This is a genomic window from Arthrobacter castelli DSM 16402 (assembly GCF_000430705.1).
GTDB classification, from domain to species: domain Bacteria; phylum Actinomycetota; class Actinomycetes; order Actinomycetales; family Micrococcaceae; genus Arthrobacter_C; species Arthrobacter_C castelli.
In genome coordinates this window covers 1-19,270 of the sequence record NZ_AUMN01000037.1, presented here as the reverse complement: position 1 = coordinate 19,270, position 19,270 = coordinate 1, and the positions used below count along the sequence as shown (strand labels likewise).

General features: G+C 62.4%; 26 protein-coding genes and 1 pseudogene. 20 read left to right on the top strand and 7 right to left on the bottom strand.

Annotated features, from left to right (window positions below; genetic code table 11):
- Window positions 1-543 precede the first annotated feature (543 nt).
- The 20 genes from H535_RS0121165 (at window position 544) to H535_RS0121070 (ending at window position 12,569) form a co-directional block, all read left to right on the top strand.
- Window positions 544-948 carry a DUF6573 family protein gene (locus H535_RS0121165; protein ID WP_026821119.1) on the top strand — a complete coding sequence of 135 codons (405 nt, stop codon included), beginning with the start codon at window positions 544-546 and terminating at the stop codon, window positions 946-948.
- Window positions 949-1,039: 91 nt separating this feature from the next.
- A complete protein-coding gene (locus H535_RS0121160; RefSeq protein WP_026821118.1) occupies window positions 1,040-1,642 on the top strand; it encodes a hypothetical protein in 603 nt (200 codons plus the stop codon).
- Window positions 1,643-1,698: 56 nt separating this feature from the next.
- Window positions 1,699-1,980, top strand: coding sequence for a hypothetical protein (locus tag H535_RS0121155; protein ID WP_026821117.1), 282 nt, complete (start codon window positions 1,699-1,701; stop codon window positions 1,978-1,980).
- 104 nt (window positions 1,981-2,084) lie between these two features.
- Entirely contained in the window at window positions 2,085-2,300 is a 216-nt protein-coding gene (locus H535_RS0121150) for a hypothetical protein (RefSeq protein WP_155838821.1), read from the top strand.
- Between the two features lie 68 nt (window positions 2,301-2,368).
- Window positions 2,369-2,653 carry a hypothetical protein gene (locus H535_RS0121145; RefSeq protein ID WP_026821115.1) on the top strand — a complete coding sequence of 95 codons (285 nt, stop codon included), beginning with the start codon at window positions 2,369-2,371 and terminating at the stop codon, window positions 2,651-2,653.
- Between the two features lie 149 nt (window positions 2,654-2,802).
- Window positions 2,803-3,051, top strand: a complete 249-nt coding sequence (locus tag H535_RS0121140) for a hypothetical protein (protein ID WP_026821114.1) — start codon at window positions 2,803-2,805, stop codon at window positions 3,049-3,051.
- Window positions 3,052-3,125: 74 nt separating this feature from the next.
- Window positions 3,126-3,317, top strand: a complete 192-nt coding sequence (locus H535_RS0121135) for a hypothetical protein (protein WP_026821113.1) — start codon at window positions 3,126-3,128, stop codon at window positions 3,315-3,317.
- Window positions 3,314-3,511, top strand: a complete 198-nt coding sequence (locus H535_RS29450; protein WP_026821112.1) for a hypothetical protein — start codon at window positions 3,314-3,316, stop codon at window positions 3,509-3,511. The genes H535_RS0121135 and H535_RS29450 overlap by 4 nt, the downstream gene beginning before the upstream one ends.
- Window positions 3,508-4,062 (top strand): MucR family transcriptional regulator, encoded by a 555-nt coding sequence (locus H535_RS27155; protein WP_051299637.1) that lies wholly within the window; start codon window positions 3,508-3,510, stop codon window positions 4,060-4,062. The genes H535_RS29450 and H535_RS27155 overlap by 4 nt, the downstream gene beginning before the upstream one ends.
- Window positions 4,063-4,252: 190 nt before the next feature.
- The gene (locus tag H535_RS29240) at window positions 4,253-4,402 is read left to right on the top strand and encodes a hypothetical protein (RefSeq protein ID WP_155838820.1); all 150 of its coding nucleotides are present in this window, start codon (window positions 4,253-4,255) and stop codon (window positions 4,400-4,402) included.
- A 53-nt stretch (window positions 4,403-4,455) separates the two neighbouring features.
- The gene (locus tag H535_RS0121115) at window positions 4,456-4,707 is read left to right on the top strand and encodes a hypothetical protein (RefSeq protein ID WP_026821111.1); all 252 of its coding nucleotides are present in this window, start codon (window positions 4,456-4,458) and stop codon (window positions 4,705-4,707) included.
- A gap of 29 nt (window positions 4,708-4,736) precedes the next feature.
- Window positions 4,737-4,979 (top strand): hypothetical protein, encoded by a 243-nt coding sequence (locus H535_RS0121110; protein ID WP_026821110.1) that lies wholly within the window; start codon window positions 4,737-4,739, stop codon window positions 4,977-4,979.
- 47 nt (window positions 4,980-5,026) lie between these two features.
- A complete protein-coding gene (locus H535_RS27150) occupies window positions 5,027-5,755 on the top strand; it encodes an HNH endonuclease family protein (protein ID WP_081416871.1) in 729 nt (242 codons plus the stop codon).
- 28 nt (window positions 5,756-5,783) lie between these two features.
- A complete protein-coding gene (locus H535_RS0121100; RefSeq protein WP_026821109.1) occupies window positions 5,784-8,654 on the top strand; it encodes a DNA methyltransferase in 2,871 nt (956 codons plus the stop codon).
- A gap of 168 nt (window positions 8,655-8,822) precedes the next feature.
- Entirely contained in the window at window positions 8,823-9,140 is a 318-nt protein-coding gene (locus H535_RS0121095) for a hypothetical protein (protein ID WP_026821108.1), read from the top strand.
- A gap of 257 nt (window positions 9,141-9,397) precedes the next feature.
- Entirely contained in the window at window positions 9,398-9,664 is a 267-nt protein-coding gene (locus H535_RS0121090; RefSeq protein ID WP_026821107.1) for a hypothetical protein, read from the top strand.
- Window positions 9,665-9,669: 5 nt separating this feature from the next.
- A complete protein-coding gene (locus H535_RS28080) occupies window positions 9,670-10,311 on the top strand; it encodes a hypothetical protein (protein WP_051299636.1) in 642 nt (213 codons plus the stop codon).
- Window positions 10,308-10,556 carry a helix-turn-helix transcriptional regulator gene (locus H535_RS0121080; protein ID WP_035770458.1) on the top strand — a complete coding sequence of 83 codons (249 nt, stop codon included), beginning with the start codon at window positions 10,308-10,310 and terminating at the stop codon, window positions 10,554-10,556. Before H535_RS28080 ends, H535_RS0121080 begins: the two co-directional genes overlap by 4 nt.
- Before the next feature lie 159 nt (window positions 10,557-10,715).
- Window positions 10,716-12,017, top strand: a complete 1,302-nt coding sequence (locus H535_RS27140; protein WP_035770456.1) for a hypothetical protein — start codon at window positions 10,716-10,718, stop codon at window positions 12,015-12,017.
- 36 nt (window positions 12,018-12,053) lie between these two features.
- Window positions 12,054-12,569 carry a hypothetical protein gene (locus H535_RS0121070; RefSeq protein ID WP_155838819.1) on the top strand — a complete coding sequence of 172 codons (516 nt, stop codon included), beginning with the start codon at window positions 12,054-12,056 and terminating at the stop codon, window positions 12,567-12,569.
- A gap of 17 nt (window positions 12,570-12,586) precedes the next feature.
- On the opposite strand, the gene H535_RS0121065 is transcribed toward H535_RS0121070, so the two are convergent.
- The 7 genes and pseudogenes from H535_RS0121065 to H535_RS29445 form a co-directional block, all read right to left on the bottom strand.
- Window positions 12,587-12,775 carry a ribosome modulation factor gene (locus tag H535_RS0121065; RefSeq protein WP_026821104.1) on the bottom strand — a complete coding sequence of 63 codons (189 nt, stop codon included), beginning with the start codon at window positions 12,773-12,775 and terminating at the stop codon, window positions 12,587-12,589.
- The gene (locus tag H535_RS0121060) at window positions 12,768-13,628 is read right to left on the bottom strand and encodes a hypothetical protein (RefSeq protein ID WP_026821103.1); all 861 of its coding nucleotides are present in this window, start codon (window positions 13,626-13,628) and stop codon (window positions 12,768-12,770) included. The genes H535_RS0121065 and H535_RS0121060 overlap by 8 nt, the downstream gene beginning before the upstream one ends.
- Before the next feature lie 77 nt (window positions 13,629-13,705).
- Window positions 13,706-13,999, bottom strand: a complete 294-nt coding sequence (locus tag H535_RS0121055) for a hypothetical protein (protein WP_026821102.1) — start codon at window positions 13,997-13,999, stop codon at window positions 13,706-13,708.
- Window positions 13,996-16,167, bottom strand: coding sequence for a helicase HerA-like domain-containing protein (locus H535_RS0121050; RefSeq protein WP_026821101.1), 2,172 nt, complete (start codon window positions 16,165-16,167; stop codon window positions 13,996-13,998). Before H535_RS0121050 ends, H535_RS0121055 begins: the two co-directional genes overlap by 4 nt.
- A 2-nt stretch (window positions 16,168-16,169) precedes the next feature.
- Window positions 16,170-17,426 carry a CHAP domain-containing protein gene (locus H535_RS0121045; RefSeq protein WP_026821100.1) on the bottom strand — a complete coding sequence of 419 codons (1,257 nt, stop codon included), beginning with the start codon at window positions 17,424-17,426 and terminating at the stop codon, window positions 16,170-16,172.
- Window positions 17,423-18,100, bottom strand: coding sequence for a hypothetical protein (locus H535_RS0121040; RefSeq protein WP_026821099.1), 678 nt, complete (start codon window positions 18,098-18,100; stop codon window positions 17,423-17,425). The genes H535_RS0121045 and H535_RS0121040 overlap by 4 nt, the downstream gene beginning before the upstream one ends.
- A pseudogene (locus H535_RS29445) lies at window positions 18,097-19,270 on the bottom strand (hypothetical protein); the annotation flags it as partial. The gene H535_RS0121040 and the pseudogene H535_RS29445, both read right to left, overlap by 4 nt.

Genomic DNA, 19,270 nt, shown 5'->3' with positions numbered 1-19,270 from the left:
CGTGGCGGGTGCGGTGGCAGGCGCTGTCGCGCTGCCTGCGGCGTGGCCGGCGCTTGTGGCCCGGCTAGACAGCGTGGCGCGATCCCCTTGGCACGCGGGGCCGGGCAGAGCAACGCGCAAAAGCTCCTTGACAAGGAAGCGGCGACGCCCCTTGCAGGCCAGCGCCGGCGGCGCTGGCCCCTGATGCCGGGACAACGGATACCCCGGCCCGCACCGGGGGCGACACTCCCCCCTCTCCACCGCTTCGCACCAGTTACACGCCCCGGCCACCGGCTGCTGGCGGCCCGGCCCTGCCACCCACAACACCACGCGGCACACCACACCACCCCCGGCCAACATCTTTATTTCTGGACAGAAATAAAGACAGAAACACAGAAGCACCACACCCCCGGCATCACCACGGGGCCACCAACAACGCCAACCCCCACCCCCAAAGTGTCAGACATCCGACACCTTTTCTTTATCTAGCCCCCCTTGCATAGTTTTATATAGCGTGTATATACTGGAACTACTGCACACGGAGAACGAAAGGAAAAAAACCACATGGGACTCTTTGATGATGCAGAGATCATCCACCGCTACACCCGCGAACAGGCCATCAATGACGGCGTGCTGAGAGATGTAACCGAAACCGCAACCGAGGCAGGCTTCCAGTTCCCGGTCGCGCTCACCGCCGCCGCATGGGCCGATGCGGTGGCTTGGAACCCTCACAACGGAGCGGGCCAGGATGAGGACGGGCGACTGTGGGACGTGGTATTCATGGCCGCCATCGAGGCCCGCCGCTCCCCGGCCAGCGAGGAAGACGCGAACCGGCGCACCTACACCATCGTCCGCGTGCCCAACATCGACGGCGCGGCAGATCCCACCGAGCGGGAGCTGGTGCTGCATATCGGTCCCGGCGACACCGCCGAACCGGTCCTTACCATCCTCCTGCCCGGCGAAGACTAACCGACAACCGGCGGTCTGCACCCTCACCGGACGGGGCAGACCGCCGAACCGGTCATCACACACCAGTCCGGCCACGGAAAGGAACCACACCATGAGCACCGCCTGCCACGTCATCAAAGCCGCTTCGTCGCACCGGGCCACAGCCGCCTCCATCGCCGACCACCTGCACCACGACCCCGCAGCACTGCCCGGCAGCGGACGCTACCGCGTCGGCATTGTCGTGGTGGACGCACGCGGCCGCGCCACCGCCGCCCTGACCATCACAGAACTGACCGACTCCACCATCTCGCTGTTTCCCGCCATCGCAGATGACGGCGAACTGCACACCGGCGACCGCATCGGACTTGGCGGCATGCTCTACCGGCACCACATCGAATCCGGCGGCGAAGTCGAGCACGCCCTCATCACCAGCGCGATCCGCACCATCGTCATGCGCTCGACCAAAGCCACCGCCAAGGCGAACACCAGCAAAGAAGCCACCGGCGACGGCACCGAATACGCCCACAAACAAGCCCAACTGGCCGTATTCCTTCACGAACTGGTCTACGGCCCCGGCACATGGGAACGCGCCGACGCCGACACCGCATACAACTACCTGCTCGACGGCGACGACATACTGCGATCCATGCCCCACCTGCTCAGCGGCCCCGAACGGGATCGACTCGAAACCATCATCCCCGCAGTCGCCATCTAACCCGTCTTGTCCCCCGCCACAGGGACAGCGGCACCACCGGAAAGGACAGCCCAGCCATGACCACCGACACCACCCGCCAAACAGGCCGCTGCGTCGTCTACAACTCCGAGCACGGCCCCTACATCATCGAACCCGACGCCACCCGCACCCCGGTCACCACAGACCGCTACAAGGCCGCCATCGCCACCCTCGAAGAAACCTGGAACAACCGCCCGCCAGCGGCCACAGCCGAAAGAGCCAACTACGAGGCACACCAGATGAGGCCCGCCCGCGCCGAAGTACGCTCCGCATGGATCGACGCCGCCCACCAGCACGGCATACCGCCCGACCAGCACTAACCCCCGCCAGCACCCGCACCAAACGACACCGCAGAAAGGACACCGCCATGACCGACCCACACAACCCACGCATTTTGACCAGCCACCGGAAGGAGACGCCCCGCATGAACACGAAACAGGCCATCAAGGAAGAAATCGCCAACTACGATCACTCGATCGCCCTCGTTGTCGCCGATCAGAACCGGCTCCACCAGCGCTACCAGGACAACCCCACCGACGAGCTGGCCGACAGGATCGACAGCCGCGCCGACTACATCAGCGAACTGTCAGGCAGAAAGTACCGGCTCGAAACCGAACTGAACCGGATAAGCACCCACTAACCCATTGGGGGCCAGAACCACGGCCCCCCCGGAAATCCCCGCGATCACGCCGAGGCAAAGGACACATCATGGAGCGCATATCACTGGCAGACGAAACCACCACCGCGGGTCACGCCACCGCACCCACGATCTTGACGAAACTGCCCGTGCGCTGGGAACTGGACACCCACACCGGCGCCGTAACCGCCAACGACACCCACGCGGGCACCGTGATCGAAATCGTGCCCGGACTGTTCGCTTTCGAGACCGTCAAAGACCAGACACACCGCCGCGACTCCCACTGGGGCATGTTCCCCACCCCGGCGAAAGCCTCCGAACAAGGAGCCATCCGCGCGGTCCTCGAAAACCGATAACCGTCTATCGTCCGGCTCCGTGTGGGTGGGGGTCGGACACCCACCCTCATCAGGGCCACCCCACAAGAAACTGTATACACCCTATTGACATTACCCTTTAGTGTGCATAGGCTATATACATCACGAGGCACAGGGAAGGAGCCCTTCACATGGACAAGCACCAGACAGCCAAAGACATCGCTCAGCTCGATGACGCCATCATGATAGCCACAGCCATACACACCGAACTCTGCACCAACTACGAGAACAACCCCAGCGAGGAACTGGCCGCCAAAGGCGACGCCCAGAGCGACTACATCGACAAGATGAAAGCCAAGAAAGCCCAAAGCGAATCCGAGCTTGGATCCGCCGGCATCGACAGCAACACCCGCGCTCTCGTATCCGCAAACATCGACTAGTCCAACACCCCACGCCCCCGGCTGGCCACTCCATTCAGGTGCGGCCAGCCGGGACCTGGGAAGGAGAATCCCGTATGTTCACCACCGCAGACGACGCCAAAGCGCACATCATCGCCGTCATCGAATCCGGAGACGCCACTCGCGACGAGTTCGACATCGAGGCGATCTTCACCGCCTGCTACGAATACAGCACCGAGCTACAGAAGTTCGTCCCGACAGTCGATGGCGACGAGTTCTGGGCCGCAGTCGAGCAGGCAGCACGATGAACCCCGACGAGCTGGCCGACGAAGTGATCAAGTCCCACGAACGCTGCAAGGCCATACAAGCCGACCTCGAAGCCGAAGCCGGACGCCGCGCCGACCTCATCCGTCAGGCGCTCGCAGCCGGTGCCGGGGCCGTACATCTGGCCGATACCCTCGGCGTCTCACGCGGCCGCATCTACCACATGGCCAAACAGTGAGAGTTGGAGACCCGGACGGCTGGGGCGTATATGCGTCGCTGACCGACGAAAACGGCCGTCTCGTCTGCCACGAATGCGGGCACACCTACCGACAGCTGGCCACCCACGTAAAGCAGACTCACGGCATACACCCGGCCGAGTACAGGCAGGCCCACGGCCTCGGGGCGACGACCCGGCTCATTGCCCCCGACGTCAGCGAGGCGCTGAGCACCGCATGGGAGCGAAACAGCGCGGTGCACATGAGCGCACTGGAGCAGTCCCGCGATCCCGAAAAGGCTCACGCGGAGTACATGCGACGGCAACAATGGGCACCGGAGACACACGCGAAACGATCCCGGAGCGCCGCCACACGAAAGGGCCGCGACCTCACCGACGACGAAGCCCACTATCTCGGAGACCCCTACGACGTGCCCGACTGGACGCTCCGAGCATGGCAGCTACGCAGCCAAGGACTATCCGTGCACGCGATAGCGCGCGCAGCAGACATGGAACCAGGGGCCATCTACGCGCGGATGCGCCGCTACCGGCCTGACGACTCGACCCGCAACTAGGGCACCGCCGACACACCCCGCAGGCCCGTCTTGTCCCCAACGGCCGGACGACAGCGCAAAAGGCCGCCAAAGACGACGACCGGAAACACCACACCCACTTTTTCGCGCTAGCCCCCCTTGTGTTGTTCTAGCTAGCCCGGCTACCCTTGAATTACTGGCATGGCGACGACGAAACGGAAGGACTAACCGCATGAAGCACTACCTCCCCCACCCAATCGCCTCTACCTACGCCTGCGGAGCCGACGCAGTAGGACGCCGCCACCACGGCGACACCAACCCGGCACTGACCGAATGCCACCGCTGCCGCGACACCGAAGCGTGGACAGCCAGCGCCATCTAACAAAGCAACAGCCCCCGGCCACCGACACGCCACCGGGGCGGAAAGAAGCCCCCATGGAACCGCAGATCTGCATCACAGGTGCCACCTACACCGGCAGCCTCACCCGCTACCACGGATATACCGCTGGCTGGCTGACAGATTGCAGCTGCTCCGACTGCATCCTGCTCGACCATCACAACCCCGACCGCCGCGTCGATGTCCTCGTCACCAACCACACAGAATCCATGTTCCTGCACCACGCCCGCCGAACATCATTCACCCCCGAGGCCACCAGCAGCCACCACGACAAGCGCACAGCTGCCTAACCAGCCGTACGACAAGAAAGAAGGCAGACATGACACAGCCGGAGACCGAAAACCCTCACGCGCTCGCCGCCGCCGACTCCGACGACACCGACGAACAGGAAAACGGCAAAGCAACCACACGCGCAGCGCTCGCAGCCGCCCACGAACAGCACACCGCCAACATGCTCGCCTACCTCGCCCACATCACCAGAACGCCCTACCACGACAGACAGCACGCCGCGGACATACTGCACACCATCCGCGAGCGCCTATCCCTGAACCTGCCCCACTAGAGGCACCGACCAACACCAACCACACCCACCGGAAAGAAGCCCCGCCCATGCACACACGCAAGACACCGACCACCGCGCTCGCAGGCGCGTCTCTCGCCCTGGCACTGGCTGGCTGCGGGCAGCTGCCCGCCACGACCGGAACGGCCCAAACGGTCGAACCACCGCCCGCTCAGGCGACAGCAGCAGCGAGCCCGACGAAGGCCCTGGATCTGCTCGACACCATCCCGGTCAAGGGCAGGGCACCTGAGACCGGCTATGACCGCGATAAGTTCGGTTCCGGCTGGACAGACACCAACGACAACGGTTGCGGAACGAGGCAGGACATTCTGGCCCGCGATCTTGTCAGCGTCGAGTATGAGGGCGCTGAGAAGTGTGAAGTCGCCTCCGGCGTGCTGCCCTACGGCCCCTACACAGGAGAAGAAAACATCAAGTTCGACGCTGACGGCGGCTACGACCTGGCCCTGGACACCGAGCACATCGCTGCCCTGGGCGATGCGTGGCAGAAAGGCGCCCAGCAGTGGACCGAAACCCGCCGCGAACAGTTCGCCAACGACCCGGCCAACCTCATGATGGTGGACCCATCACTGAACCGCGCCAAAGGCGCCGCCGATGCCGCGACCTGGCTGCCGCCAAACAAGGCATACCGCTGCACCTACGTCACCAAACAAACCATGGTCAAAGCCAAATACGATCTATGGATGACCGCCGCGGAACACGCCAAAATCACAGACTTACTCACCAACTGCACCATCGGCACCAAAGGAAGGCAAAGATAGAACGCCTCAAGCCCGTAGACTCTACGGAATGGTTGCTACCTCACCGTTCCAGTTGGATCGCGGAACTATTCGTAACCGACTCATGGAGTTTTCTTCTACGTGGCATGCCCGGATCGCTGACTGGCGACAGGCCAATAAAACAGGCACAGAGTCAACCGCTGCTCAGTCCTTTTGGTCGCATCTACTGCGTTGTTTCGGGGTCATTCCAGAGCGAATTGATCTATTCGAGCGCGACGCCGCACGTGCGTCCACCGGGGGCCGCGGGGCCATCGACCTGTTCTGGTCCAGCGTAATTCTCGGGGAAGCAAAGTCACTGGGGCGTGATTTGGACGCCGCGTTCACACAGGCTATGGACTACTTGGCTGGTGGATCGATCAGTCAGCATGAGTGGCCAAAGTACATCCTTGTCTCTGACTTCGAACGCCTCCACCTCACTTGCCTGGGCGATAATGGCTGGACGCTACGCTTCACCATCGACGATGTGGTCGATCACATCGACCAGCTCATGTTCTTAGCCGGGCAGGAGACTGTCTCCAAGCGTGAAGAGGAACAGGCGTCCATCCACGCTTCACAAATCATGGCTGGACTATACACCGCCATGGTTGGTGACGAGGAAACCGATGAAGCTGTCGGCGATGAGGCCCCCACGAATCCTGGCGAAGAAGACGAGATCGTTCAACGGACATCGATCTTTATGACTCGCGTTCTCTTCCTCCTCTACGGCGATGACGCCGGCCTGTGGGAAGAAGACCTCTTCTACCGATTCATTACTTTTGACACGACTGCTGACAGTCTCGGAGCCCGGCTCAATACCCTATTCCAAGTCCTCAATACACCGGAAAATAGGCGGCGGAACGTTCCAGAGGACTTGGCGAAGTTCCCCTACGTCAATGGGTCAATCTTTGCCGAGCAGATGCCCCAAGAGTTCTTCAACCCTGACATGCGCGAGGCTCTTCTGGACGCCTGCCGGTTTCGTTGGACGCGCATCAGCCCTGCCGTGTTCGGGGCCATGTTCCAGCTGGTCAAGTCCAAAGAAGCGCGCCGCGGAGACGGGGAACATTACACGTCCGAAACGAACATCCTCAAAGTCCTGGAACCGCTGTTCCTAGACCAGTTTCGCGACGAAGCCACCAGGCTCATCCAGAATAAAACCACTAGTGCGGCTGACTACCGTAAATTTCTCGACAAACTCGCCGGCCGGGTATTCCTCGATCCCGCCTGCGGATGCGGTAACTTCCTCGTTGTGGCTTACCGGGAGCTGCGGGCCATCGAGACTGAAATCATTGTTGCCTTGCTGGCCAAAGAGGGGCAGACGACTTCCTCTCTAGACGTGTCCTTGGACCAGCGGTTGTCGATCGATCAGTTCCACGGTTTCGAACTTAACTGGTGGCCGGCGAAGATCGCCGAAACCGCGATGTTCCTCATCGACCACCAGACAAACCGAGAGCTAGCCGCCAAAGTTGGGCAAGCCCCCGAACGCCTGCCAATCACGATCACCGCGCACATCACTCACGACAACGCCCTAAGCCTCGACTGGAACAAACAGGTCTCCAAAGCAATCAATGACGTCAAGGACCCATTTAAGGAAGCGTCGAAATACACATATGTCTTCGGCAATCCACCATTCCTCGGCCACGCGACCCGGACGAACCAGCAGGCTGCGGAACTGCGTCAACTATGGGGCACTAAAGATATTTCCCGACTGGACTATGTGACCGCCTGGCATGCCAAGAGCTTAGACCTGTTCGCTGATCAACGTTCAGGAGCCTTCGCCTTTGTGACCACGAACTCAGTTACCCAAGGTGATCAAGTCCCACGTTTGTTTGGACCCATCTTCGATGCCGATTGGAGGATTCGGTTTGCTCACCGCACCTTTGCGTGGGACTCCGAAGCGCCTGGAAAGGCGGCCGTTCACTGCGTCATCATCGGGTTCGATAAGGACCACTCACCCAGGGCTCGGCTTTGGGACTATCCTGCTGTCCACGAAGCACCCGTTCAGAAAGCGGTGGCCAATCGGATCAACGCTTATCTTGTCGATGGGCCGCGAGTCCTCGTCGATAAAGCCGTCAAACCGCTGTCGCCTGAAATCGCGCCAGCGACGTTCGGCAACATGGCTCGCGACGACGGCAACCTCATTGTGGAAGTGGACGAACACGATCGCATCATGGCCGACCCAGTTGCCGCCCAATATGTCCGGCCATTTCGAGGAAGCAGAGAACTGCTGCACAGCCGAGATCGGTGGTGCCTCTGGCTGGTCGACCTTGACCCCGCCGATGTCACCAAGAGCCCAATTCTACGGGAGCGCTTGGCAGCCGTTGCCGCCTTCCGAGAGAGCAGCAAGGCCGCCAGTACCAGAGCCATGGCTGCGACTCCCTACCTGTTCGGACAACGATCACAGCCCGATACGAACTACCTATGCATTCCGAGTGTGGTCAGTGAGTCACGGCGCTACTTCACAGCACAGCCGTATCCTCCCAACGTCATCGTCTCGAACCTGGCTTTCCATGTGCAGGACCCGGATGGTCTTCAATTTGCCCTGGCCTCGTCATCGATGTTCATCACCTGGCAGAAGACCGTTGGCGGACGGCTGAAATCAGACCTCCGCTTCTCCAACACGCTGACGTGGAACACGTTCCCCGTTCCCGAACTCGGCCTGGTGAACCGGGCCGCAATCGCCAGGGCCGGCAAGGGAATACTCGATGCTAGAGCCTTGCATCCGGAACGGACGTTGGCCGAACACTACAACCCGCTAGCCATGGATCCTGCCTTGATCAAGGCACACGACAAGCTCGACCAGTCCATCGACCGAGCGTTCGGGGCCCCTCGACGACTCACCACAGAACGTCAACGGCAGGAGAACCTGTTTGAGCAGTATGACCGGCTTGCCGCCGCCATCTGAAATACCCGACAAGCAGGAATTGCCAACAACTTATTAACCACCTGCGGGGTCTGGACCCTATGGGGAAACCGCCATCGTGGAGGTCCCGGTGAGGGGCATGAAATCCCGCACTGGGCGTGTCATCTAGGGGCTATTGTCTAGTTTTATATACTGTGACAATATGGTTACATGATTTATGCAGGGCCGCTCGATGAGGCCACCGACACAGCCAACCGTGCAGTCTACGGGATGAGCCGCACCGTCACCGCGGCCGCACCGGATGCAGCACCGGCCGACGCCGCGAGCGCGGGTTATAAGCTCGCGGCCAGTCTCGACTACATTGCCGCGGCGCTTACCGCCCTCCGGGACGGCCAGAGCGCCGCCACAGAGGACGAAGCCGCCGCCCTGGCTCTAGCGGCCGGCAAAGCCGCAGAAGCGGCCCAGTGCGCCCGCAACGGGGCGCAGGTGGGCCTTGACCGACACCAGGCCACCACAGGCGAGGGATGACCGGCGATGGCTTCGATCACTCTTGCTGCCACGCCACAGCCCGGTTTATCTCTGATGGTCTGCCGCGATTGTCTATGGACACCGGGACGGCCGCTGACTGATCGCGAAGCGGACCGGGTAGCAGCAGCCCACCATCAGGATTGCCCCGGCGGTATTCCCGCCATCCGATCCACAGCACAGATCAAATACGCCCGCCGTGTCCTCGCCGGCGACTACTAGCGAAATCCCCGTCTTGTCCCCCCGAAAGGTAAACACCGATGACGACAACGGCAGAAATCAGCACAGCCGAAGCCCTCACGGCGCTCGCCTACGAGCAGCGCACGGCAAACTTGCTGCACTACTTGGACCCGCTGCCAGTTGGCCATAACGAAGGCCCCGCCGTCCTCGAACTGATCCGCGAGCGCCTGGGGATTGGTAGTGCCGGGGCAATCATGAATGTCCATCGTGGCCCGTATGTTGGCACCGGCGTGGACGGGGCCGGGCGCTCGGCGCAGATCGAAGACCAGGAAGATACCGGAGGATAACCCATATGAGCTATACCAGCGTTCCCGTTGAAGGGACCGAAACGGATCTAACGGCCGAGCAGGCGGCCAGGCGTGCGGGCCTGTCCCTGTCCTATTTCAAGAATCGGATGGCCGTGTTGAACCGTTCGGGCCGCGATCTGCGTGCTCCGCGCACTGAGAAGGGGCCGCGTAAATACGACCTGGGTCTGTTGGATCAGTGGATCGAGGAAGGTAAACCCAGCCCGGCCGCAGCGGAACCGACCGCCGGCGCGAAGAAGGTACGGGCCACGGCAACACGTGAAAACGGCCAATGGAAAGTCACCATCGATGATGAAGCAGGCACCCTGTTCTGCCGTTCCTTGGACAGTGCCGAGCGTGACGCGCACGTCTCCGCCGCCACCTTGTATGACCTGCCTGCCGAGGAAATCGACCTGAAGCTGACTGTCGCTCTGCCCGAGGACGCGGCCGGGCTGTGGGTAGAGGCGCAGAAGCAGCGACAGATTGCTGACGAGGCTTCCAAGGCTGCTTCGGCGGCCAGCCGCCGCACCGTGGCCGCTCTCAAAGACGACGGGTTCACCTTCGGCGACATCGGCCGCATGCTCGGCGTCTCCCCCGGTCGTGCACAGCAACTCGCTGCCGGCTCCCAGCACGTTGGAACAGACGAATGAACGGCGACCAGGGGCCACGCTTCTTGTCGCTCAAGGACGTTGCCGAAGAGTTGGCTGTCGGGGAACCAACCGTCAAAGGTCTAATCACCACGGGCAGCCTCCCGGCGATACAGATCGGCCCCAGGGGGATCTGGCGTGTGGAGAGAACCGTTTTGGAGGACTACATCGCCACCCAATACGCCCAAACAGACAAGCATGTGGAAAGCGGCAATGGTGCAGACACTGACGGTGACGAATCCGGCTGACCACACGCTGCCGCCCATGACGTTATCGCTGTAGCGGAGCCTCCACACCGCGATTCGCAGCCTTGGCCGGCAATATCATCTAAAGAAAACACAGCTACCCCGACTGAACGCTCCCCCGCGAGCGCAGGACTTTTCAAACACCCCGATAGAGTTGGCGGAATGGATACCGACATCACCCCACTTGGGGAGGGCGCCTGGGGCAAGATCCTGACCCATATCCGCGAAATGGGCGATGAAGCAGAGACCAACTACCTGGAAGTGAAGAGCGCCCTCAACCTGGCCAGCACCCCGGACGTGGCAAAGGTCGCCAAGTTTCTTCTCGGCGCGGCAAATCGTCGCCCGCGAGATGCGGCACGGCATTTTCAGGGATACGCGGTCATGGTGATTGGCGCGCAGCAAGGCAGTGTGGATGGTGTTGCCCGCGGCGTTGAGGCCCACGAGTTGAAAGGCCGGCTTGATAAGTACCTGGGGCAGCACTTCCCCGGTTTTGAGTTCGGTCGGATCACCGTCGATGACGACCGCGAGGTGTTGTTCGTCATTGCTTTGCCGCCGCAGGACGGGCAGGCGATCTTCGCCTGCCACAAGAACTTCCATGGAGAAAAAGGACAGGAGCGGCTCGATGACGGCGCGATCTACGTGCGCGGTCTCAGCAATACCGAAACGGCAAAAGCCGGCGACGTTCTCGCTCTTGTGGAACGGGCGCGAGGTGGAGGTAAACCACCAATCGACTTGGACATTGCTGTCCTGGGCTCTATCAACCGGGTCGAGCACATCGACTTCACGATGGAGAAACTTTACGAACTCAGAGAAGATAAGTTCACCAAGGAATCTCCACCATCCAGTCAGCAATCGGCAACATCATCTGTTCTTTTCCCACCCGGCCCTCCGGCGTCACGGCCTGTATCAGCCGAAAGGCGTGCGGAACTGCTGGAGGCGTGGAAGCGCAAGAAGACAGAGAATATGGCGCAGGGGCGTGAGCACCTGCTCGGCGTCGCTCTCCCCGGCGCCGGAATCCGGGTCACTAGTGACCGCTTCATAAACAAACCCCACCTGACCATCACCTTCCACCAATGCGAGGCTTTTGATCATTACGACATCGACGACGCTGAGTGGGACACCCTGGTCGAACCAATCATGCCCCAGCAACAGCCGTACGGGATGAGGAATCTCGCCCAGCGGCTGGCACCACGTGATTACCCGGTCAGTTGGAGCAACCGGGGCAGCAACGTCGAAGTCATCCTGAGGCCTGAATCGTTTCGCCCCAACAGCCCATGGGAAAGCGATCAAAACGACTACGTGCTCCTAGCTCGCGACCCCAGCGCGCAGTCCGTGACGGCAACATGGACATTGACCGAAGAAGGTAGCGACAAAACCACCGCCGATGAGCTGGATATCCCTCTCGGCGAACCCACCGAAGCCCGCCAATTGGTGAAAGCCGCCTTCATCGACCCCGAAACGTGAGTCCCCCGGACCGGCGCTGTTATTCGGTAGAAGGGAATGGAAGCAATGCAGTTTAAAGGGTCGAAACAGGCTCAAGCCACTGATGATGACTTCAAACCGCGAAACATTTGGAATGAGCGCTGGGGAGGCTTCCTGGGCTGGATTGGGCTCTCCGTTTTAGGCTGGTTGGGCGGGTGGGGCTATGCCAGTGGCTACATCGTATTTTTTGAAGTTATCGCGATCATCAGCTTTGGTACTGCCGCAGTTACATTCATACGGATGATTCGTCGCTACAAGGACATCGACCGGAACTCATTCGGCGGAGAATTCATGGTCGCTCTGATATCCATCGGTGGTCTCCTTGCCACAGCTGGTGAATTCACAAACCCTTACGGAAGGCCCATGACCGCAGCTGCCGTCATCATCATGGCCACTTCCTGCCGTTCCTACCTCCGAAGACATGCCCGCTTCTATGACAGGACTCCCACCAACCAAGACATCATGGATGCCATACGCGACCTCCAAGAACAACCACCGCATGGATTGGGAACAAACGGGCGGAAAGCCGACTAGAAAGGCTAGTGTCGCACTCACTTCCCGCTTTCTCGGTTTGCCCTGGCGCGGTCGGTGCGGGCGGAGGCGTACCCGCGGTACCAGGCCTGCCGCTGGTTCGGGTCATCGCGTGGCTGCGGGTTCTCTGTAGCCGGGGTGCCGGCCAGGTAGGCCCGGTATCCGTCCAGCTGAGTGTCAATGAAGGCCTTACGGTCTGATTCAGACATGGGCAACGTCCTCAAATCCCTCGGTTTTAGCGCTGACCGCTGCCTTCTGGTCTGTGCGCCACTGGAACAGACCGTACCGGAAGCTGGCCAGGGTGTGCCGCCCTTTCATCCCAAAGAACGCCTGCAATTCTTCGGACCCGTATTTCTTAGCCCGGCTCACCGGGCCACTGAATAACGACAACGCATCGACACCCTTGGCGGCCCCTTCACGGTTGAGGAAGTTGCCGTTGGTGTGTTCCATCGCCGCATCGAACTGCGCATAAACGTAGTTGTCGTATTCTTCACGGGCCATTTCAAGCTTGCTGAGGTTACGGGATGCCCGCCGCGTCGGGTTGGTCAATTCATCCCCCGCATCATGCCACCCCACCGCATCGTAGGTGCCCTGTACGTCCTCTGAAAACGTCTCGGCCGATGAACGGTACACCTGCCCGGTTTCAGCGCTGTCGCGGTCCTCAATCAGCTCTTCCAGCCGCTCCTGCGCTTTCGGGTCGTGATTCAGCGCTGCGTATTCATCGGCCAGCTCGTCCCACGACATCGCCGCCACAGTCTCCTGTGAATACTGACCTGCTTTCGACCGTTGCGGGGCGGGCAGCGGCGGACGGGCGGCGTCATCGGCTGCCGCGCTCGCAGTGTGTTTGCCGGCGCATGCCTGTTCGCGGTGGTTCAGCCTGGTCAGGGCTGCACCGTATTTGTCGATGGCGTGGCGCATTTTGGTGTCGTCATCGTTGGTTTCGGCGGCGTTGAGCTTGTGATCCCAGCGGCGGACGGAGGTTTTCGCGTTCGCCAGGGCTGCTATGGCCGGGTCGGAGTGATACGGGCACCGCCGTCCGCCTTGTGCCAGTGGCCTGCACATTCGATGTTCCCTCCCTGTTGGTTAGTGCCTGTCGTCTGTCTCGTCCCCGGATGGTCGGGGCAGTACGGGCAGGCTGCTCAGTCGTGATGTGTGCGGTGTTTAAGTTGGGTCGCTGCGAGGATGAAGATCACCACTGCGGAGGCGGCGACAAAGATTCGGGGTGCGTCGAGTCCGCCGGTGCCGATGGGCACGAGTGCATCATTGGCGGCAACCATCAGGCCGTGGTCGATGGCCCACTCGGTGGCTGTGTTGAACAGTCCAGCGGCGAAGGCGGCGATCGCGCCGCCGAACGCGGCGACGGCGACGACGGCGAGAACGATGATGGCGATGAGGTCATTGTCACTGAGCGATGACGCTGGTTTTTGGCTCATGCGAACTCCTTTTCGCGGTCGGATTGGACAGCTGGTACCGGTTCGTCTGCTATCAGCTCGATGCTGGTGTGGTTGCCGCCGGGGGTGTATCCGGTGACGTGGATACTCTCACCGGCCGGGTCAATGCGTTCGACCACGACTTGACCGGCTTCAGTGAGCACCACGTCACCCTGGCTCAGTTCGCCGGGGTGTATTTGAGCGGCAGTACTGTCATCGACGACGACCGCCGCGGGCACGGCAGGCGCTACCGGTTCGGCGGTTGCCGATGCCGGGGCATCAATGGATGTGGTGATGATCCGCGCCAGGGCCTCGGCGGCGTCACGGCCAATGGTGACGGAGTCGGCCGGCGGGTAGAGATCCGCGACCTGCTGGCCGTCCGCGAGTGTAATGGGCTGACGATCACCGGTCTTGGCTGGTGCGGCGGCGCTTTGCCGGCCGGTGAAAGTGGCCTCAAGCGGATCGAACTCATACCGTTGCCCATCCTCAGTCAGGAACGGGGCGCTGATGATGTCGGCCCATGTGGTGTCCGGTGCGGACCCGTCGAGCTTCTTGATGTATTTGCGGCTCGTCACCACCCGTTCAGGGTGCGGCCACGCCTGGGCAACCATGCCAGGCACATACGAATTACTGCCCGGCTCGGGGCTGGGCGTGAAAATCATCTGCGCCGGGGCCGGGACGCCATTGAACTTCGTCCACCCGCGACCTTTAATCTGCGGAACGAACCGGCCTATCTGTGCGCCCCACACCATGTCGGCGCTGGCTGCCTCCAGTGAACCGAGAGAGACGCGGGCAGTGACGTTCTGGCGGAACTCCGTGCCCGACAAATCATTTGCGTTGGGCTGCTGGATGCCAAACACGCCATGACAGGACGACGACCTTGCCAGCCTCACAAACGACTTCAAGCTTTCCATGATCCCGCTCTTAGCCGGCAGGAGCTTCTTCTCATCTTCCCGGCTGCGATGGGCCGCATACAGCTTGTCAACGTCACTGAGAATCTGCGTGATCTCGTCAGCAATCATGACAATCGGCGCGAAATCCGTCTCTTTGGCCTTGCGCTCGCGGATGAGTTCGTAGCGGGCGCGGGAGATCTCGTTGAGGGCCAACAGGGCGCGGGCGTGTTCTTCGGTGGTTTGGGCGATGACTTCGACGTTGGGCCAGTTTTCGTAGCCCATGAATTCGATGCCTTTACCGTCGAGCAGCCACACCCGCACACCGGCCTGCGTCAAAGCTTGAATCAGTGTGTTCAGGGTGATGGTTTTGCCGCCTCCGGTCTCACCGGCGACCAGCATGTGCGGGTCGGCGATTCCAGGTCGCCAGGACGCGATTTGGCCGTTGTCGCCGACTGCGTAGGGAATGGCCAGGTTTTTATAATCGGCGCGGGTGGCCACCGGTTGCGGGTGCTCTGCCGGGGAAGCCACCCAGGTGGGCAGCGGCCGGCGTTTGGTGAAGTTGATGGCGTCGTTGTCGGTGTCGATGCTGGCCTCGAAGTCTGCCCCGTTGTGGGGTAGCCGGCTGCGCAGTTGCAACAGGGTGGTTTTGCGTTTGTTGGGCATCGCCAACGCCATCGAGTTGAATCCGGTGATCTGTGCGCCCGCCAGTTCCCCGCTTTCGTCATCGGTGGTGGTTACGGTGGCCCCGTCGGAGAGCAAGTCGGTTGCTGCCTTTTCGAGTCGTGATGCTGTGTCTTTAGGCTCGTGGTCTTTCTCAGCCGTCGCGGCCGGTTTGGGGGTGAAGATGAGGCGCTTGCCTGGTTTGCTGGCCGATTCATCGATGGTCATGGCGGTGCCGGTGCCCCGGCTGACCGCTGTGGTCAGTTTCTCGACCGTCTTGGGGTTCATCACCCCGGCACGGTGCGTGTCAAGTCGTACCCGTGCTGCTTTTCCGGGGGTGAGTAGTGTGCCGCGGGCGTTTTTTTGCAGTCTGATGTCGTCCGGGTCGATCCCGGCGAGCCGTTCGTCGTCGGCGGCGGCAACAATCAGGGCGGGGCGGGCGGTGCGTACGTGCCAGCGGCGTATCTTAAGTACGGCGGTGGCCGCGGTTGCAGCTAGTAACAGCACGGCCGCGGCCCAGCCGGCGGCGGGGGCCGCGGCGAGGGTGCCGAGAATGACCGCATCGACCGCCAACAGCGCCACGATGATGATGTTGCGGATACGTAGTGGTTTTCTCATCCTCAGTCCTTCAACGGCGGCGGGTATAGGAAGGCGTTCACGTCGGACGCTTCAATGGTCCTTTGTGAGTATTTGTGGCCCGGCGGGGCCAGAGCCACATTGTTGTATTCCTCAATGTGGACTTTGGAGCCGTCCACGGAGTGGACGTAGGCGACGTGCCCGGCCGGGCCGATGCCGGGGGCACCGTTCGATCCCCACCAGGCGACGGCGCCTTCGACCGGCTTTTGTGAGACTTTCCAGCCCAACTGTTCCCAGGCCGCCCGCCATTGCGCGCCGTTTCCTTTGATGACGCCGCCTGTGGAGTTGGTGAACTCGTAGGGCGACTGTGCTGTCCCGCCGGCGTCGCGGTTGAGCCGCCAGGCGACGAAGGAGGTGCATTCGCCATAGAAGAAGCCCAGCGGGTCCGCGTTGTAAATGCCGGGGCCGGGGGTGCGGGATTGCCAGGGGTAGTCGTTGGTGGCCGGCCCGGCGTTCTTCACGTCGGAGGCTTGGCCGGACGTGGCACCGGGGTTGCATTCGTTCGAGGCTGCGACGTTGCCGCCGTTGCTTTCGGTGTTGTCGGTGGTGGCGGGGCCGTTTTCGGATGGGCGGTTGATGTCGATGCCGGCGGCGGCGATGATGTCCCTGGCCGGTGCGTAGGAGCGAATGTAGTGGGTGGCGACGGCATTTTTCTGCACGTCGTGGATGACCTGGGTGATGGGCCGGTTGCGCCAGTTATTCACGGACACGAGACCGCCGGTACCGTCATGGCCGATGCCGGTCAAAAACGAGGTGGTGGCGTAGGCGGGATCCATGCGCTGGGCCTTGGTGCCCCACCATTTTTGCTGCTGGAAGAGTCCGATGGAGCTGGTTGGGGTTCCGTCCGGGTTGGTGACACCGTGGCGGGCATCGCCGTAGGAGATGTTCAGCAGTGACGATTCGCCCATGGCCGCGATGATCGCGATTTCGGCCGCGAGGCCACCAAGACCGGCGTCTTTGACGGCGGCGTTGATCGCTTTGGCGTTGGCGATTTGTTTTTGCCGGGTGGTGCCGGACGGTTCGAATCCACCTCCGGTGATGCCGTCGGCGGTTTCGGACCACGCCGGCAGGCAGGCCGCGTTGGAGGCACTGCCGCCGCCGAGCAGTCCCACCAGCAGCACGATGAAGATCATTGGTACGAGCAGGGCCACAGCCACCGCCGCTGCCACCCATTTACCCCAGGATGAACCGCCACCACCGGCCGGTGGTGTCGCTGACGGTTGTGTGTTGGTGGTGGTCACCGGGCAACTACCTGGTAGAAGTCCGCGGCCACGTCGGTGAGAATCCACCCGTCGCCCGTTTTACCGGCAGCGACGCGGTACTGTGCCTCGATCCGGCCCGAATGTTCGGTGTTGATGGTCACCGTCGCCGTCCGTGACCACCGGATCGGTGTGTCGGGGCCGAATTCGGGCACCGGGGAGTCACTGTAGGACACGTCCACGACTTCGGTCGGTGCCTTACCCTCGATGGCCAGATGCCCAGAGTCGGTCAGCTCATTGATCAGTGCCGTGGTGGCCAGGGTGCCGGCCGTCTCCGTCCACGTGTCGTCAGTGTCGGCCGCGCGGGTGCCATAGACAGTCAGAAACGCCGTCGCCACTTGTTGCGGTTCGGCCCGGTCGGTGTCTTTCCAGTCGTCGCCGGTCGGGCTGACGTGCCGGTGTGTGTACGTCGGTGCCGGTGCCGGGGTCGCTGCCTGGGGGCCGTATCCGTCGATGGGTTGCTCATCGGCCGGCGGTGTCATGGTCTCGTCCCCTGTCGGTGATGGTGTGGGTTCGGTCGTCGCCGGCCCCGAGACAGGTTCAGTGGTGGCACTCGATTGGTCGGCCGGTGCGGTGGACAGCCACCACACCGCCGCTGCGGCAATAATGACAACGACTGCGGCGATGACTGCCAGGGCCGGAACGCGCGTTTTCATGCTTTGGACTTCCTGACATTGCGGCTCGAAATGCGATATACGTTCCGTCCGTTCAACGACGAACTGGAACCGATTTTTGTGGCATTGACGGGGGTGTCGTCGGGCACGACGGTCCCTTCGATCGGCGATGGTTGGCCGGCGTCATCGAAACGCAGGCGCTCGCCGCGGCGTCCGGGGGCCGGTCTGGTTCCGGTGTTGCGGTGCCGTCCCGGTACGGTCCCTGCCGCTGCGGCTGTGCCCGTGGTGGCCGCTGCCGCGGCTGCGGCCGTCCGGCCGTCGCCGGTGGTGGGTTGGCCGGCGGGGTCGATGCCGGCTGCCGACGGCGGTGGGCCGGTCGGTGTGGTTGTGCCTGTGGGTTCTGTGGTGGCCGTCGGCGGCTGCTGTGGTGTGGCGCCGGTGCTGTGGGTCTCTGCTGCCCCTGTGTGTGCCTGTGGCCGGCGGCTGTCGCCGGCGGGGTTGGGGCCATCGGCCGCCGCGGGGGCTGTGGCCGGTGGCTGTGGAGCCGTGGTGTCCGGGTCGATGGTGGTGGCCCCGGCCGGCGCTGGTCCGGGCGCCGGTGTGGTGGTGTCAACGTCGTCGCTGCCGGTCTCGGGTGCGGCCGTCTGCGGCCCGTCGATGGCCGGCGGGCCGGAGGCCGGGGCTGGGGGCCTCTCTGCGCCGGTGCCGGGTGCGGCCGCGGGCAGTCCCCTCTGGCCGGTGTTTGCAGTGGCCAGTGCTTTGCGCGGGTTCGGTATCGGCGCTCTGGAGCGTGGGACGGGTTGTCCGGCCGGGCGGGTGTTTTCCTGTGCCCGGTGGTCATCGGTGGTGTTGTCTTTCTTCCGGTGGCGGGCGGCGGTGGTTACTGCGGTGCCGGCCATGCCGCCGAGCACGGCAGTGCCGGCTTTGAGCGCCAGCCGGCCCGCTGCCTTGCCGGCGGTGTGCTTGGCGGCCTGCTGGATTTTGCCCGGTTCGCGTTTCGGCGCGTCCTGGTTGTGTCCCAGCGCCCCGAGCTTGCCGGCGATGGCATCGCGCAGTTTCGTGCCGCGTTTCTTGGCGACGATGAACATCACGGCCAGGATGACGGTGACGATGCCGAAGATGATCCGGGCCAAAAATCCGGCGGTCAGGCCGATCACCAGGTTGACCACACCGATGCTGACGGTCAGCAGGGCGGTGTAAATGCCGATCATC